Genomic DNA, 14,488 nt, shown 5'->3' with positions numbered 1-14,488 from the left:
GGATTACGCTTCGCTAATCCGCCCTACAAAATCACTCAGGCGGCTTTTGCTGCCTGTTTGTCGGCGTGGACGACCAGCGCCTCGCGGAACCATGCGCCGTCTTCCCAGGCTTTCACGCGGGTGCGCAGGCGTTCGCGGTTGCATGGCCCGTTGCCCTTCAAGACGTTGTGGAATTCGCTCCAGTCGATGGCGCCGAATTCGTAGTGCCCAGTCTCCGCGTTGAATTTCAGGTCCGGGTCGGGCACCGTCAGGCCGAGGAACTCCGCCTGCGGGACGGTCTGGTCGACCATGCGCTGGCGCAGTTCGTCGTTGGAGAACAGCTTGATGCGCCACTGCGCCGATTGCGCGCTGTTGACCGATTCGGCGTCCGAAGGGCCGAACATCATCAGCGACGGCCACCACCAGCGATTGAGCGCATCCTGCGCCATCGCCTTTTGCTCCGGCGTGCCGCGCGCCAGCGACATCATGATGTCGTAGCCTTGGCGGGCGTGGAACGACTCCTCCTTGCAGACGCGGATCATGGCGCGCGCATACGGCCCGTACGAGCAGCGGCACAGCGGGATCTGGTTGATGATGGCAGAGCCGTCCACCAGCCAGCCGATGGCGCCCATGTCGGCCCACGACAAGGTCGGGTAGTTGAAGATGCTGGAGTATTTGGCTTTGCCGCTGTGCAGGGCCGCCAGCAATTCGTCACGCGACACGCCCAAGGTTTCCGCGGCGCTGTACAGATACAGGCCGTGGCCCGCCTCGTCCTGTATCTTGGCCAGCAGGATGGACTTGCGCTTCAGGGTCGGCGCGCGCGTGACCCAGTTCCCCTCCGGCAGCTGGCCAACGATCTCCGAATGCGCATGCTGCGAGATCTGGCGGATCAGCGTTTTGCGGTAGGCGTCCGGCATCCAGTCCTTGGCCTCGATCTTGACGCCGTCGTCGATGCGGGCCTGGAAGGCGCGCTCGTCGGCGGCCATGTCGTCGGCCGTGCGTACGGTGCTCAGGCCGGTTTCCACCATTTGTGCGTACATAGCTGTCTCCTCGTGTCACGCCATATTACGATACACAATCTGATTTTGCTACGACTTTTTTGAATCATATTAAAATAGAGTATCTCAAGAGAAAGAAGCCACAAGCGGGCGACAAATAAATGCTGCGCCGCAGTCGAGGCAAAGTAAACTATTGTTTCCATGTACAGAACCGACGTTTGCCTATGAATTATTCCGAATGGATAGCGGATTGCCTCGCCGGCGATCCGCCGCGCTCGAAGTCGCTGGTGGTGACCATCTTCGGCGACGCCATCGTCCCGCACGGCGGCATGGTATGGCTGGGCAGCCTGATCGAACTGCTGGCGCCGTTCGGCGTCAACGACCGGCTGCTGCGCACCTCCGTGTTCCGGCTGGCGCAGGAGGGCTGGCTCGGCGCCCAGCGCGACGGCCGGCGCAGCTCCTACGCGATCACGCCCGACGCGATGGCGCGCTTCGTGCACGCCTACCGCCGCATCTATGCGCCGCTCAACGTGCATTGGGACGGCAGCTGGACCCTGGTGCTGAACGGCGACGGCGCGCTCAACGCGGCCGAGCGCAGCGCCGTGCGCAAGGAGCTGCTGTGGGAAGGCTATAGCGTGATCGCGCCGGGCATCATGGGGCATCCGGCGGCCGACGGCGTCGCGCTGAACGAGCTGCTCAAGCGGCTAGGCGTGGTCGGGAAATTGTTCGTGGTGCAAGCCAAATCGATGGAGAACGTCGCCGGCCGGCCGTTGAGCGACCTGGTCGCCAGCGGCTGGGAGGTCAGCGATGTGGCGCTGGGCTACGAAGGATTCATAAAGCGCTTCGAGCCCCTGCTGGCCGCGCTGCGCGCGCAAGCCGGCGAGGTAAAACTGACACCGGAGCAAGCCTTTGTGATCCGCACCCTGCTGATCCACGCATACCGGCGCGTGCAGCTGCACGATCCGCAATTACCGGTGGAATTATTGCCGACGCCGTGGCCGGGCGCGCTGGCCTACGAGCTGGCGCGAGGCATCTATCAGGCGGTGTACGCGGATGCCGAGCAACATGTCGAAGCGGTATTGCGGCGCGAGGATGACGCCGCGCCCGCCGCCGAGCCGGCGTTCTTCGAGCGGTTTGGCGGCCTGACGCAATAACGTCAGGCCTAACGCAACCACGTGCGCCAGATCTGGCGCATTTGCACCACATGGCCGGCGATGAATTGTTCGGCGTCGCGCAGTTGCAGGTTCGACAGCCCGGTGTGCCACGCCAGCGCGACATCCGGCTCGAGCCAGAACTTGGCCGTGCCGTCCGGGTGCGAGACGTGGATGTGCATGCGCTTGTCGCCCCGCGCGAAAAAATAGTAGCGGAAGTCGTCGGCCTGGAATAGCGGCGGGTTCATGGCGGGCTCCTGGGCGGCGTTGAAGTCACTTCAACTTAGCAAACCAGCCGGGCCCCGGCTTGCGCTGGCGCAGGGCCGCTCCGACCAGCGGCCGATCGGCGGGCGCCCGGCCGCGCCGCGAGCCTGTATGATGTCGGCACTGCGCCAAAAGTGCAAAACGACTCTTTACACTGAATCCACCAGGACTTACGCAATGTCTATCAAAATCAGCCAGCAATTCGACGCCGGCGCCATCGAAGTCGTGCGCGCCGACGATCCGGCGGCCATCGACCTGAACATCCGCAAGGATTCCCACGCCGACATCACGCAATGGTTTTATTTCCGCGTGCAGGGCGCCCGGGCGACGCCGTTGAACCTGCGCTTCCTCAACGCCGGTTCGGCCGCCTACCCGGACGGCTGGAAGGACTACCAGGCCGTCGCCAGCTACGACCGCGACAGCTGGTTCCGCGTGCCGACCACCTATGACGGCCAGGTCATGACGATCAACCACACGCCGGAATACGACAGCGTCTACTACGCCTATTTCGAGCCGTACTCGTGGGAACGCCACCTGGCGCTGCTGGACAATGCGCAACTGTCGCCGCTGGTCAAGCAGGTCGACCTGGGCAGCACCATCGACGGGCGCGACCTGAACATGCTCGTCATCGGCGATCCGGAAGCGGAGCAAAAGGTGTGGGTCATCGCGCGCCAGCATCCGGGCGAGACGATGGCCGAGTGGTTCGTCGAAGGCATGGTCGACGCCCTGCTCGATCCGGCCAATCCGTTCGGCCGCCAGTGCCTGAAGGAAGCGGTGTTCTACGTGGTGCCGAACATGAATCCGGACGGCTCGGTGCGCGGCAACCTGCGCACCAACGCGGCCGGCGCCAACCTCAACCGCGAATGGCTCAATCCGACGATGGAGCGCAGCCCGGAAGTGTTCCTGGTCAAGAACAAGATGCTGGAGATCGGCTGCGACCTGTGCCTCGACATCCACGGCGACGAAGGCTTGCCGTATGTGTTTGTGGCCGGCAGCGAATCGTTGCCCGAGTTCACGGCGGACCAGGCTGAGGCGCAACAGTATTTCATCGACAACTTCCTGATCGCCAGCCCGGACTTCCAGGACGAGTATGGCTACGGCGAAACGCCGTACACGCCGGAAACGTTGACGATGGGCTCGCCGCACATCACCCACGCGTTCGGCTGCCTGTCGCTGACGCTGGAAATGCCGTTCAAGGACAACGCCAACGATCCGGACCCGGACACGGGCTGGAACGGCGCCCGCAGCGCCGAGCTGGGCCGCGCGGTGTTGCAGCCGGTGTTGCAGTCGTTGCTGGCGCAGCAGTGATCTGTTAGCAAACCCGCACGTCCATACAGGGTCGTACCCCAAGGGGTACGACCGTTAAGTGGTGTCGCATACGTATAGGCAAAGGCACTCGGGTTGGGTTTGCGTCAGCCGCCCGCCACCACCATGTTCTCGATCAGGATCGAGCCGGTCTCCCTGCTGCCGCGCACCAGCGTATCGGTGCCGACGGCAACGATTTGCGCCAGCATGTCTTTCATATTGCCGGCGATGGTGATTTCCTCCACCGGATACTGGATGATGCCGTTTTCGACCCAGAAGCCCGACGCCCCGCGCGAATAATCGCCGGTCACGTAGTTGGTGCCCTGGCCCATCAACTCGGTCACCAGCAGGCCGGTGCCCATCTTCTTCAGCATCGCCACGAAATCGTCGCCCTTTTTCGTCAACGTCGACGTCAGCGACAGGTTGTGCGCACCGCCGGCGTTGCCGGTCGTCTTCATGCCCAGCTTGCGGCCCGTGTACGTCGACAGGAAGTAGCCCTGCACCACGCCATCCTTGACCACCTCGCGCTTGGCGGTGCGCACGCCCTCGTCGTCGAACGGCGCCGAACCGACACCGCCAATCACGTGCGGATCTTCGTTGATCTGCACATGCTTGGGCAGCACCTGCTTGCCCAGCGAATCGATCAAAAAGCTCGACTTGCGGTACAGCGCCCCGCCGGACGTCGCCTGCACGAAGGCGCCCAGCAGGCCGGCGGCCAACGGCGCCTCGAACAGCACCGGGCAGGTGCGCGTATCGATGGTGCGCGCGTTCAGGCGCGCCAGCGCGCGCTCGGCGGCGTAGCGGCCGATGGCCTCCGGCGACGACATCTTGTTGGCGTCGCGCACCGACGAATACCAGTCGTCGCGCTGCATCTTCGAACCCTTGCCGGCGATCGGCGCCACCGACAGCGTATGGCGCGAGAACGGATAGCCGCCGATGAAGCCGCGCGAGTTGGCCGACACGAAATGCGACTGTTGCACGTGCACGTTCGCGCCTTCGGAATTGGTCACGCGCGGATCGACATCGAACGCCGCCGCCTCGGCGCGCTGGGCCAGCGCCACCGCCGCCTCGGTGCTCACGTGCCACGGATAAAACAGCTTCAGGTCGCGCGGCGACAGTTCCAGCATGTCCTCGTCGGCCAGGCCGGCGCAATCGTCGTCGGCGGTGAAGCGGGCGATGTTGTAGGCCGCTTCCACCGTCGCCTTGAGCGCGGCCGGCGAAAAATCGGAGGTGCTGGCGTTGCCGCGCCGCTGGCCGATGAACACCGTCACGCCCATCCCCTTGTCCTTGTTTTGCTCGATCGTCTCGATCTTGCTCTTGCGGACGGACACCGACAAACCACTGCCCTCGCTGATTTCGACGGCGCAATCGGTGCCGCCCTGCGCCTTGGCAAACGCCAGCACATCGCGCGCGAGCTGCCTTAACTGGTCCTGGGTGTGGGTGAAATGGGTGTCGCTCATGGGCTGTTTTCGTCGGTTGGCCACTAAAACAGTTATCATAGCAGTCGTTTACAGTTTACAGGGGCAGGTACACGCCCCACCGAAAGTTGATATTATGGTAAATCCAAATCGCGGCGCGGTCGGCTTCAGCTCCACCGAATTCGAGCAAGAATACGAACGCCCTTCCAAATCCGAGATGAAGCGCCAGTCCGACGCCCTGCAGAAAATGGGCGAAACGCTGGTCGAAGCGGCGCGTGACCGCGTCAAGCGCGTGCCGATGCCCGAGGACGTGCGCGACGCCATCCTCGAGTGCCAGCAAATCACCAACCACGAGGGCCGCCGCCGCCAGATGCAGTTCGTCGGCAAGAAGATGCGCACCCTCGACGAGGCCGAAGTGGCCGAGATCCAGAAAGCCATCGACAGCTGGAAAGGCGCCTCCAAGTCGGAGACGGCCGCCATGCACGCGCTGGAACGCCGCCGCGACAAGTTGCTTGCCGACGACAAGGCGCTGACCGTGCTGCTCGAAGAGAACCCGGAACTGGACGTGCAGCAGCTGCGCACGCTGATCCGCAACGCGCGCAAGGAACAGGCCGAGAACAAGCCGCCGAAGGCTTACCGCGAAATCTTCCAGATCCTCAAGCAGGTCGAGGGCAAGAAGAAGCAGGCGGCCACCGACGAAGGCGACGACGCCGACGACAGCGAGCAAGATGACGAGTAAAGAATGACGAGCAATACAGCCATGGAAGGCGTCCCCGTTGTCGATCCGGCACAATTGCTGGTCATCGGCCTGGTGTCGGTCTCGGACCGCGCCAGCGGCGGCGTGTACCAGGACCAGGGCATCCCAGCGCTGGAGGATTGGCTGGCGCGCACGCTGACCACCCCCTATCGCCTTGAAACGCGCCTGATCGCCGACGAACGGCCACTGATCGAAGCGACGCTGACCGACCTGGTCGACATCGACCGCTGCCACCTGGTGCTGACCACCGGCGGCACCGGCCCGGCGCGGCGCGACGTCACCCCGGAGGCCACGCTGGCCGTCGGCACCAAGGAAATGCCCGGCTTCGGCGAGCAAATGCGCCAGATCAGCCTGCACTTCGTGCCGACCGCGATCCTGTCGCGCCAGACGGCGGTGATCCGCGAGACGCCGGACCACGCGGCCCTGATCATGAACCTGCCGGGCCAGCCGAAGGCGATCGCCGAAACCCTGGGCGGACTGAAGGACGCCGACGGCGCCATCATTACCGGCGGCATCTTCGCCGCCGTGCCCTACTGCATCGACCTGATCGGCGGTCCCTACATGGAAACCGACCCGGCCGTGTGCAAGGCGTTCCGTCCGAAATCCGCGCTGCGCCCGCAGCCGGCCGCCTAGGCGACATCCGGTGGCGGCAAAAAGCGCCTCGCGCCGCCGCTGGCTGGGCGCCGCCGGCGCCGCCGGCCTGCTATATTTCGCCCAACGACCATCCGCATCCCCAAGGAGCCCCATGAGCACGCTGCTGCAAACGATCGAAAAAGAAACCGGCGCCAATCCGACCGTCGCCATCATCTGGATGCACGGCCTGGGCGCCGACGCCAACGACTTCGCGCCGATGCCGCAGGAGCTCGACCTGCGGGGCCTGCCGTCGATCCGCTTCGTCTTTCCCAACGCGGAGACGATGCCGGTCACCGTCAACGGCGGCTACGTCATGCGCTCGTGGTACGACATCGTCGCCAGCGACTTGGGTCGGCAGGAGGACGAGGCGGGCCTGCGCGCCTCGCAGCTGAAGGTCGAAGCGCTGATCGCGCGCGAGAACGCCCGCGGCATTCCCACCTCGCGCATCATCCTGGCCGGCTTCTCGCAAGGCTCGGCGATGACGTTGCAAACGGGCTTGCGCCACAAGGAAAAGCTGGCGGGCATGATGTGCCTGTCGGGCTACCTGCCGATCGCCGCCAAGGCCGGCGCCGAGCATACCAAGGAAAGCCTGGCCACGCCGATCTTCATGGCGCACGGCCGCATGGACCCGGTGGTGCCGCTGGCGCGGGCCGAGAAATCGCGCGACGCCTTGAAGCAGCTCGGCTACGACGTCGAATGGCACGAATACCCGATGCAGCACTCGCTGTGCCAGCAGGAAATCGTCGACATCAGCGCCTGGCTCAAGCGCATTCTCTGATACAGGCGTCGGCCAGTTGCCCCCACTCCGGCTCGACGCGGTCGGAGTTGGAGAGCAGGATGACCGACAGGCGCTGCTGCGGCAGGCGTAGCAGCAGCGTATGAAAGCCCCATAGCGAGCCGCCGTGGAAGATGACGTCCTGACCGCAGCGCCGGGTCCACTCCAGGCCGAAGCGGTAGTCGGGCACCGTGCCATCGGCCAGCGGCGACGGTTGCAGCATCGCGTGCAGCAGGCTGTCCGGCTGCGCCCACTGCCGGTGCCATTCGCGCTCCCACAACACCAGTTCTCCAATGCTCGCGTACATGCCGCCATCGCCCACCGTGTTGGCGTTGCCCAGGTGCTGACGGTAGCCGCCGGGGCGCGCCTCGTCGATCTCGTAGCTGGACACCCGCTGCGGCAGCACGGCGCCGCGATCGTCGTCGAATCCCATGCGCGTGATGCCCAGCGGTAGCAGCAGCGTCTCGCGCACATGGCGCGCGGCCGTTTGCCCCGTCAGCCGCTCCAGTAACGCCGCCAGCAGGATGTAATTGCTGTTGCTGTAGCGGTGTGCGCTGCCGCTGGGGAAAGCCACCGTATCCATGCGCGCGATCAGCGCCAGGATGTCGGCGTTGCAGAAGTAGTCGTCCTCGTGGCGGTTGGGCTGGCACTGCAGGAACTGGAAATAGTCGGGGATGCCGCTGCTGTGGTTGAGCAGGCCGCGCAACGCGAACGGCTGTTCGAAGCCGGCCAGCTCCGGCAGATGGGGACGGACGTCGTCATCGAGTCCGATCGCGCCCGCCCGCACTTGCGCCAAAATAGCCGCAGCCATGAACTGTTTCGACTCGGACGCGAGGTAGTACGCCGACCGGGCCGACAACGGCACCTCCAGCTCCAGCGACGCCAAACCATGATGCAGCTCAAAGACGACCTCGCCGTCTCGTACTACCACGGCGCTGAAACCGGGGCCGTCGGGCGGCAAGGTGGATTGTAAGCGTGAGAAATAGGCGGATAAAGATGAGGGCATTACGTTCCAGAACTATACGATTTGAAGTGCCATTCTAGCGCTACACCGTGCCTGCCGCCTCCCGCATGTGCGTAAAATTGATGGCGTCGCCCCCAGTTGAGACTGCGGATATGTATAGGTCGAGATCGTCCGTCAACAACAAGGTATTCGTCTGCACCAAGGAAGTCAAACCGGCATCGGTTAATCCTAGTCGCGCGAACAGATTAGCATCGATCGCCGGGCCATCCACATGGCATGACTTGATCAAGCCGGGGCTTTCCAGGCAAAACCATGGATAGAGCCGCAGCGACAGTTCGTGCCTTAAGCCGCCGCCAACAATCTGTCTGGCCAAATTGCTAGTCTCGGTCAACACGTGCTGTGTAGTAAGAATTTGACCAAACCGGCCAACAAACTGGGATACCAGATCCGCATCGTCGATGCCATATTTGGACAAGCGCTTTTGGCCTATCGCCGATGGCAACAACTTCCCGAATAGGTATAACAGCAAGACATTGGTATCGATAAGAATGCCACGAGCGCTATGCTTGCTCACCAACTTGAGCAGTTGTTGCTCCAGGCTGGACATTACGAAACCTGCCGAATATCCATTTTGACAAACTGGCCCGAAGCCGCATCGATAAAGACCGTTTTATAAACGCGATGGTCGATTTGGCTGGGCGCCGGATTAAAGATGGCGCCAATAGTGTTCTGGGTCTGCATGACTACCCCATTGTGTCGTAGAAAGCCCAGCGTTACCGCCCACAGCTGACGCCCGTTGTCCTGGACCTTCTCGATCTCCTCCAAGGCCATTGCCTTCGGAGGATCATCCTCGTATAACTCAAGCAACGCGTCCTTGGCGGCTTTGACCGCCTCCTTCACATTGATTTCCGCCATGACCAACCCCTTGAACGTTAGGCATCAGTATAAAGCTATTCCGGCAGCGGCACGGCGGCCGATGCCGGCACCTCCGTCTGCGCCGCGTTCATCACCATCGCCAAAAACGTGTAGTAGCCGTTGATCCCCATCAAATCGACGACGCCATGCTCGCCGAACAGCGCCAGCGCCGCCGCGTAGGTGTCGTCGTCGATCCGTTGGCGCTGGTGCAGCATCACGCAGAAATCGTGCACCAGCGCTTCGTCCGGCGCCATGTCCTCGGGTCGCCGGCGCGCCGCGATCGCCGCGATCACGCCGTCGGCGATGCCGTGGTCGCGCGCGATCGGCTCGTGGATCGCCCACTCCACCTGCTGGCTCCATTGGCGCGCCGTCACCAGGATCGCCAGCTCCGTCAGCCGCGTGCCGATGGCGCTGCGGTAGCGCAGGTACTCGCCCATGCGCTGCGCCGCCGCCATCAGCTCCGGGCTGCGGATCAGCGGCACGAACGGCCCGTACAACGCGCCGCGCGGGCCGTCGATGACCGCCTGCGCCGCCACCTGCTGGCTCGCGCTCATGTGGGCGAAGGGAATCGGTCCCAGTCGATCGTTCATAACATTCTTCCTTGTGGCTTTGGGAAACAATTCACTTATGTTCCGGCATTTATCAAGGGAATACAAGCCGATCGGCGCTATCTTCTGCTGTCGGTCACACTCTTCCCCACGCCAGAAAGGACGCCATGAGCCACATCATCCACCGCAACCTGCGCCGCCCGCCGCCGCTGGCCGTCAGTGCCTCCGGGCTGACGGTGCGCGACAGCCAAGGCAACAGCTATCTCGATGCCAGCGGCGGCGCCGCCGTCTCGTCGCTGGGCCACGGCCACCCCGACGTGCTGGCCGCGATGCACGACCAGATTGACCGCAACGCCTATGCCCACACCGCGTTCTTCACCTGCGAGCCCGCAGAGGAACTGGCCACGCGCCTGGCCAGCGACGCCCCCGGCGACCTCAATCACGTCTACCTCGTCTCCGGTGGCTCGGAGGCGATGGAGACGGCGCTCAAGCTGGCGCGCCAGTACTTCGTCGAGGCGGGCGACACCGAACGCAGCGTCTTCATCGCCCGCCGCCAGAGCTATCATGGCAACACCCTCGGCGCGCTGGCCATCGGTGGGAACGAGTGGCGCCGCCGTCCGTTCGAGCCGCTGCTGATGAACGTGCCGCGCGTGTCGCCCTGCTACGAATACCGCCACCGCGCCAAGGACCAGAGCGTCGACGCCTACACTGACGGCCTGCTGCGCGAGCTGGAAGCGCGCATCCTTGCCGCCGGACCGTCGCGCGTGATCGCCTTCTGCGCCGAGACGGTGGTCGGCGCCACCTCCGGCGCCGTGCCGCCGACACCGGGCTACTTCCGCGGCGTGCGCCAGCTGTGCGACCAGTACGGCATCCTGTGGATCGCCGATGAAGTCATGTGCGGCATGGGCCGCACCGGCACCTTGTATGCGTTCGAGCAGGAGGGCGCCCTGCCCGACCTGGTGGTGCTGGGCAAAGGCCTCGGCGCCGGCTACCAGCCGATCGGCGCGGTGCTGGCGCGCGACCACATCGTCGAGCGCCTGCGCGACGGCAGCGGGGCCTTCCAGCACGGCCACACCTACATGGGCCATCCGATCGCCGCCGCCGCCGCGCTGGCGGTGCAGAAGGTGATCCAGCGCGACAACCTGCTGGGCGAAGTGACGGTGCGCGGCGCCTGCTTCCGCCGCATGCTGCGCGAAGCGTTCGGCGAGCATCCGCATGTGGGCGATATTCGCGGGCGCGGGCTGTTTATCGGGATGGAGCTGGTCAAGGACCGCGAGAGCAAGGCGCCGTTCGATCCGGAACTCAAGCTGCACGCGGCGATCAAGGAACAGGCGATGGCGGTGGGGTTGATGGTGTACCCGATGGGCGGCACCATCGATGGCCGGCTGGGCGACCATATCTTGCTGGCGCCGCCGTTCACCAGCACCGAGGCGGAGCTGGCGGAGATAACCACGCGGCTTGGGGATGGAGTCACGCAGGCGTTTGCCAGTGTGTTGTGACGCAACGCCGCGCAAAATCGGGGTCAAGTCTGACATTCGGACACGACCCCGTCAGTAAAGCCACCGCGACGGTTCAATCCGTGTCCGATTGTCAGACTTGACCCCGGCGTGCTGAAACGCTCAGCGCGCTTGCCAGGCGATGACGTCCTGCTGCTGTTCGCCCAGGCCGGCGATGCCCAGGCGCAGGGTGTCGCCTTTCTTCAGGAAGCGCTGCGGTTTGCGCGCCTGGCCGACGCCCGGCGGCGTGCCGGTGGCGATCACGTCGCCCGGCTCCAGCGTCATGAACTTCGACAGGTAGCTGATGATCTGCGCCACGGAGAACACCATCGTTTCGGTGCAGCCGGTCTGCATGCGCTTGCCGTTCAGATCCAGGTACAGATCGAGCTTCTGCACATCGTAGATATCCTCCTGCGTCACCAGCCACGGGCCGATCGGACCGAAGGTGTCGCAACCCTTGCCCTTGTCCCACTGCGTGCCCATCTCCAGCTGGAAGGCGCGTTCCGAGACGTCGTTGACCACGCAATAGCCGGCCACGTACTTGAGCGCGTCCGCTTCGCTGACGTATTGCGCGCGCGTGCCGATCACCACGCCCAGCTCCACTTCCCAGTCGGTCTTCTTCGACCCTTGCGGCAGCATCACCGGATCGTCCGGGCCGTTGACGCAGGTGACGGCCTTCATGAACACCACCGGCTCCTTGGGCGCCGGCATGCCGATTTCAGCCGCGTGGTCGGAATAATTGAGGCCGATGCCGATGAATTTGCCGACGCGGGCGATCGGCACGCCGTAGCGCGGATTGCCGCGCACCAGCGGCAGCGAGGCGTGGGCGATTTTCTCCAGCTTGCGCAGCGCCTTGGGCGACAGCTGCTCGGCGCCGATGTCGTCGATCACGCCGGACAGGTCGCGCAGCTTGCCTTCGTCATCGATCAGGCCTGGTTTCTCTTTGCCGGGACGGCCGTAACGCACAAGTCTCATACAGTTCCTTGGTTAAGATGTCTGCGACATTCTAACCGTAGCGTCCCTGTCTCAACCATTTGTTGGCGATGATCTTGGTGCCGCTGACCACCGGCGCGCCGCCGTGCAGCGTTTGCCGGTCCGGCTGGTGGTTGGCGTCGGTGTTGAGGAACCACAGCGCGTTGCCCTTTTTCGGGTACACCTCCAGGCCGATGCCGGGGAAGACGGTGCCGCCGCCCTGCTCGACGTCGCTCAGGTACAGGATGAACGTGGCCAGGCGCTGGCCGCCGCGCTGCAGGTGGCTCTGGTGGCCGCTGCTGTCCGGGTCGAGCCAGTCGAAGTGCGGCCGGTACTCCTGCGTGCTGTTGTACTTCTGCAGCTGGAACGGTTCGCCGCATTCGGCCGGCCAGTGCGCCAGCACCGCCAGGCGCCGTTCGATGCGCTCTGCCACCTCGGCCTCGCCGCGCTGGATGAAGGCCATCTCGCTGGTGCGGCCCTCGTGCACCACGCTGGCGCCGTCGGCCTCGCCGGTGACGGTCGAGCGGGTGTAGCGCGTGCCGCAGTGGGCGACGATGGCGTCGCATTCCTCCATGCTGAGCACATTGCCGAGCAGGATCACCTGTGGCTGTTTGAGCACGAACAGCAGCTCGACCTCGCGGTCCGGGGCGGCGACGCGATTGCGTTCGATGTCGATGAAGGGCATCTGCTGCGGCGCCACGAACACGCTTTGCGGCGGCCCGGGCTCGCCGGCGGCGCCGCCATCGTCCCGCGCCCGCATGCGCAGGGCTTCGTCGATGGCTGCGCTGGCCGCGGCCATGCTGTACTGGCCCGAACGGGCCATGCTGTTGGCCATGTCCAGCGGGCTGCACGCGCGCGCCAGATTCTCCTTGATCCAATCCTGCCAACTGCGCGGCAGGGAGGTGAACGCGTTGTCCGCGCCGTGTCCGTTCTGGGCCTGTTGAAGTTTGGTCATCGCGTCATGAAGGGCTGGTCGCCGGGTTGCCGGAATGGAGGTCCATTCTACCGGAACCGGACGGCCGTCTCCAGCGCCGCCACACGAACCATCCCAATCCGGGCAACTGCAGCAACACCAGCACCGCGAAGCCGACCTGGTAGGCCTGCGCCGGGTACTGCTGCAGCAGGTTGGGCCGCCAGCAGCCGACCACCATGCCGAAGCCGGCCTGCACCGCGAACGCGCCCAGGAAAATGAGCAGGTTCAGACAGGTGGCGGCGCGTCCCGTCAAGCTGCCGGGCAGGTTCTGCGCGACGATCGCGTACTCGATGCCGGTCACCGTGCCCACCAGCGTAAACAGCACCGACAGGGTCTGGTAGCTGGGCGGCCAGTTGAACACAAAGCCCAGTTGCACCAGGATGAACAGGGCCACGCCGGCCGCCGCCACGCGGATCGGCGGCACGCCGCGGCGCCCGGCCCACTCGGTGATCATGCCCACCGCGATGGCTCCAAAGATGATAGCGGCCATGCTCAGATACAGCAGATAGCCGACCGCCTCGTCGGAAAATCGGGCGGCGTCGGTCAGCCAGCGGCTGATCCACAAGCCCTGCATGCCGAAAAATACCGTGTGCGGGATCAGCACCAGCATCGCCACCTCGCGGAAAGCCGGATGGCGGTAGACCTCGCCCATCTTCGCCAGCAGCGATCCTTTACCCGATCCTGGCGGCGACAGCGGCGGCGACGGCGCCAGCATGCGGATCAGCAGGCCGGTGGTCACGGCCGCCACGGCCAGCACGACGAACAGGCCGCGCCAGTCGGTGTAGTGCAAGGCCAGGCGCACCGGCAAGGTGGCCGAGGCCGCACCCAGGCCGCCGACGGCGATCAGGTAGCCCTGCACCGACGGCATGCGCGACGGCGCGATCCAGGTCGAAATTGCCTTCACCGCCGACATGAAGCAGCCGCCCACGCCCAGGCCGATGACGGCGCGCGCCACCAGCAGTTCGGCGAAGGTGTGGCCGCCGGAGAAAGCCAGCGCGCCCAGCGCGGCCACGATCAGCATCGGCAGCTGGACCTTGGCCGGCCCCCAGCGGTCGAGCGCGATGCCGACCGGCAGCTGGACCAGCGCGAAGGCGAAAAAGAAGGCGCTGGTCAGCAGCCCCAGTTGGCCGGGCGTGAGCGCGAGCGACTTCACCAGTTGCGGCGCCACTGTCGCGTTCACGGTGCGCATCAGCGCCGACAGGAAGTGGCCCAGCGCGAACGGCAGGAACACCAGCATGAACACGGCGCTTCCCGACAGTTTGGGCGGCGGCGCCCCCAACCCGCAAACCGGAGGCGCGGGGTCGGACCCCGTACGGGGTCCGACCCCTGTGGCCGCATTG

Annotated in this window: 16 protein-coding genes; 6 read left to right on the top strand and 10 right to left on the bottom strand. The window is 64.9% G+C overall.

The genetic code is table 11. The annotated features are described in order from the left end of the window. Positions 1–35: 35 nt before the first annotated feature. Entirely contained in the window at positions 36–1,019 is a 984-nt protein-coding gene (gene paaA, locus AC0IYS_RS04455) for a 1,2-phenylacetyl-CoA epoxidase subunit PaaA (protein WP_471704039.1), read from the bottom strand. Positions 1,020–1,201: 182 nt separating this feature from the next. Here paaA and paaX point away from each other — a divergent pair, with 182 nt between their 5' ends. Continuing rightward, positions 1,202–2,131, top strand: coding sequence for a phenylacetic acid degradation operon negative regulatory protein PaaX (gene paaX / locus AC0IYS_RS04450; protein WP_471704038.1), 930 nt, complete (start codon positions 1,202–1,204; stop codon positions 2,129–2,131). An 8-nt stretch (positions 2,132–2,139) separates the two neighbouring features. On the opposite strand, the gene AC0IYS_RS04445 is transcribed toward paaX, so the two are convergent. After that, the gene (locus AC0IYS_RS04445) at positions 2,140–2,376 is read right to left on the bottom strand and encodes a DUF4160 domain-containing protein (protein WP_471704037.1); all 237 of its coding nucleotides are present in this window, start codon (positions 2,374–2,376) and stop codon (positions 2,140–2,142) included. 193 nt (positions 2,377–2,569) lie between these two features. Between AC0IYS_RS04445 and AC0IYS_RS04440 the strand changes: the two genes are divergently transcribed. Further along, on the top strand, positions 2,570–3,700 hold the full coding sequence (locus tag AC0IYS_RS04440; RefSeq protein WP_471704036.1) for a M14 family metallopeptidase: 1,131 nt from the start codon (positions 2,570–2,572) through the stop codon (positions 3,698–3,700). Positions 3,701–3,804: 104 nt separating this feature from the next. Here the strand turns inward: AC0IYS_RS04440 and pmbA are convergent, their stop codons facing one another. After that, positions 3,805–5,157 carry a metalloprotease PmbA gene (pmbA, locus tag AC0IYS_RS04435; RefSeq protein WP_471704035.1) on the bottom strand — a complete coding sequence of 451 codons (1,353 nt, stop codon included), beginning with the start codon at positions 5,155–5,157 and terminating at the stop codon, positions 3,805–3,807. A gap of 94 nt (positions 5,158–5,251) precedes the next feature. Between pmbA and yjgA the strand changes: the two genes are divergently transcribed. The 3 genes from yjgA (at position 5,252) to AC0IYS_RS04420 (ending at position 7,283) form a co-directional block, all read left to right on the top strand. Next, entirely contained in the window at positions 5,252–5,854 is a 603-nt protein-coding gene (yjgA, locus tag AC0IYS_RS04430; protein WP_471704034.1) for a ribosome biogenesis factor YjgA, read from the top strand. A gap of 3 nt (positions 5,855–5,857) precedes the next feature. Then, on the top strand, positions 5,858–6,505 hold the full coding sequence (gene mog / locus AC0IYS_RS04425; protein ID WP_471704033.1) for a molybdopterin adenylyltransferase: 648 nt from the start codon (positions 5,858–5,860) through the stop codon (positions 6,503–6,505). A 112-nt stretch (positions 6,506–6,617) separates the two neighbouring features. Continuing rightward, on the top strand, positions 6,618–7,283 hold the full coding sequence (locus AC0IYS_RS04420; RefSeq protein ID WP_471708793.1) for an alpha/beta hydrolase: 666 nt from the start codon (positions 6,618–6,620) through the stop codon (positions 7,281–7,283). On the opposite strand, the gene AC0IYS_RS04415 is transcribed toward AC0IYS_RS04420, so the two are convergent. Genes AC0IYS_RS04415 through AC0IYS_RS04400 form a run of 4 tightly spaced genes read right to left on the bottom strand, consistent with a single transcriptional unit; the run spans position 7,267 to position 9,749 of the window. Continuing rightward, positions 7,267–8,286 (bottom strand): serine hydrolase domain-containing protein, encoded by a 1,020-nt coding sequence (locus tag AC0IYS_RS04415; protein WP_471704032.1) that lies wholly within the window; start codon positions 8,284–8,286, stop codon positions 7,267–7,269. The two genes, AC0IYS_RS04420 and AC0IYS_RS04415, sit on opposite strands and share 17 nt — an antisense overlap. Positions 8,287–8,326: 40 nt before the next feature. Continuing rightward, positions 8,327–8,851 carry a PIN domain-containing protein gene (locus AC0IYS_RS04410; protein ID WP_471704031.1) on the bottom strand — a complete coding sequence of 175 codons (525 nt, stop codon included), beginning with the start codon at positions 8,849–8,851 and terminating at the stop codon, positions 8,327–8,329. Then, a complete protein-coding gene (locus AC0IYS_RS04405) occupies positions 8,851–9,159 on the bottom strand; it encodes a hypothetical protein (RefSeq protein WP_471704030.1) in 309 nt (102 codons plus the stop codon). The genes AC0IYS_RS04410 and AC0IYS_RS04405 overlap by 1 nt, the downstream gene beginning before the upstream one ends. Before the next feature lie 35 nt (positions 9,160–9,194). Then, positions 9,195–9,749: a carboxymuconolactone decarboxylase family protein gene (locus AC0IYS_RS04400; RefSeq protein WP_471704029.1), complete on the bottom strand. Its 555-nt coding sequence runs from the start codon at positions 9,747–9,749 to the stop codon at positions 9,195–9,197. 125 nt (positions 9,750–9,874) lie between these two features. On the opposite strand from AC0IYS_RS04400, the gene AC0IYS_RS04395 reads away from it, so the two are divergent. Then, complete coding sequence (locus tag AC0IYS_RS04395; protein ID WP_471704028.1) at positions 9,875–11,206, top strand: aspartate aminotransferase family protein; 1,332 nt, start codon at positions 9,875–9,877, stop codon at positions 11,204–11,206. Positions 11,207–11,326: 120 nt separating this feature from the next. Here AC0IYS_RS04395 and AC0IYS_RS04390 read toward each other — a convergent pair whose 3' ends face one another. The 3 genes from AC0IYS_RS04390 to AC0IYS_RS04380 are packed head-to-tail and all read right to left on the bottom strand — an operon-like array spanning position 11,327 to position 14,385. Further along, the gene (locus AC0IYS_RS04390; protein WP_471704027.1) at positions 11,327–12,178 is read right to left on the bottom strand and encodes a fumarylacetoacetate hydrolase family protein; all 852 of its coding nucleotides are present in this window, start codon (positions 12,176–12,178) and stop codon (positions 11,327–11,329) included. A gap of 31 nt (positions 12,179–12,209) precedes the next feature. Next, entirely contained in the window at positions 12,210–13,130 is a 921-nt protein-coding gene (locus AC0IYS_RS04385; RefSeq protein ID WP_471704026.1) for a 2OG-Fe(II) oxygenase, read from the bottom strand. A 4-nt stretch (positions 13,131–13,134) separates the two neighbouring features. Then, on the bottom strand, positions 13,135–14,385 hold the full coding sequence (locus tag AC0IYS_RS04380) for an MFS transporter (protein ID WP_471708792.1): 1,251 nt from the start codon (positions 14,383–14,385) through the stop codon (positions 13,135–13,137). Positions 14,386–14,488 lie beyond the last annotated feature (103 nt).

Source organism: Duganella sp. AC237 (assembly GCF_979254035.1).
This window is presented reverse-complemented; position numbering and strand designations above follow the sequence as displayed.

Excerpts from the sequence above, each read along its gene's own strand:
- paaA (WP_471704039.1), bottom strand. The coding sequence starts at position 1,019 with ATGTACGCACAAATGGTGGAAACCGGCCTGAGCACCGTACGCACGGCC.
- paaX (WP_471704038.1), top strand. The coding sequence starts at position 1,202 with ATGAATTATTCCGAATGGATAGCGGATTGCCTCGCCGGCGATCCGCCG.
- AC0IYS_RS04445 (WP_471704037.1), bottom strand. The coding sequence starts at position 2,376 with ATGAACCCGCCGCTATTCCAGGCCGACGACTTCCGCTACTATTTTTTC.
- AC0IYS_RS04440 (WP_471704036.1), top strand. The coding sequence starts at position 2,570 with ATGTCTATCAAAATCAGCCAGCAATTCGACGCCGGCGCCATCGAAGTC.
- pmbA (WP_471704035.1), bottom strand. The coding sequence starts at position 5,157 with ATGAGCGACACCCATTTCACCCACACCCAGGACCAGTTAAGGCAGCTC.
- yjgA (WP_471704034.1), top strand. The coding sequence starts at position 5,252 with ATGGTAAATCCAAATCGCGGCGCGGTCGGCTTCAGCTCCACCGAATTC.
- mog (WP_471704033.1), top strand. The coding sequence starts at position 5,858 with ATGACGAGCAATACAGCCATGGAAGGCGTCCCCGTTGTCGATCCGGCA.
- AC0IYS_RS04420 (WP_471708793.1), top strand. The coding sequence starts at position 6,618 with ATGAGCACGCTGCTGCAAACGATCGAAAAAGAAACCGGCGCCAATCCG.
- AC0IYS_RS04415 (WP_471704032.1), bottom strand. The coding sequence starts at position 8,286 with ATGCCCTCATCTTTATCCGCCTATTTCTCACGCTTACAATCCACCTTG.
- AC0IYS_RS04410 (WP_471704031.1), bottom strand. The coding sequence starts at position 8,851 with ATGTCCAGCCTGGAGCAACAACTGCTCAAGTTGGTGAGCAAGCATAGC.
- AC0IYS_RS04405 (WP_471704030.1), bottom strand. The coding sequence starts at position 9,159 with ATGGCGGAAATCAATGTGAAGGAGGCGGTCAAAGCCGCCAAGGACGCG.
- AC0IYS_RS04400 (WP_471704029.1), bottom strand. The coding sequence starts at position 9,749 with ATGAACGATCGACTGGGACCGATTCCCTTCGCCCACATGAGCGCGAGC.
- AC0IYS_RS04395 (WP_471704028.1), top strand. The coding sequence starts at position 9,875 with ATGAGCCACATCATCCACCGCAACCTGCGCCGCCCGCCGCCGCTGGCC.
- AC0IYS_RS04390 (WP_471704027.1), bottom strand. The coding sequence starts at position 12,178 with ATGAGACTTGTGCGTTACGGCCGTCCCGGCAAAGAGAAACCAGGCCTG.
- AC0IYS_RS04385 (WP_471704026.1), bottom strand. The coding sequence starts at position 13,130 with ATGACCAAACTTCAACAGGCCCAGAACGGACACGGCGCGGACAACGCG.
- AC0IYS_RS04380 (WP_471708792.1), bottom strand. The coding sequence starts at position 14,385 with ATGCTGGTGTTCCTGCCGTTCGCGCTGGGCCACTTCCTGTCGGCGCTG.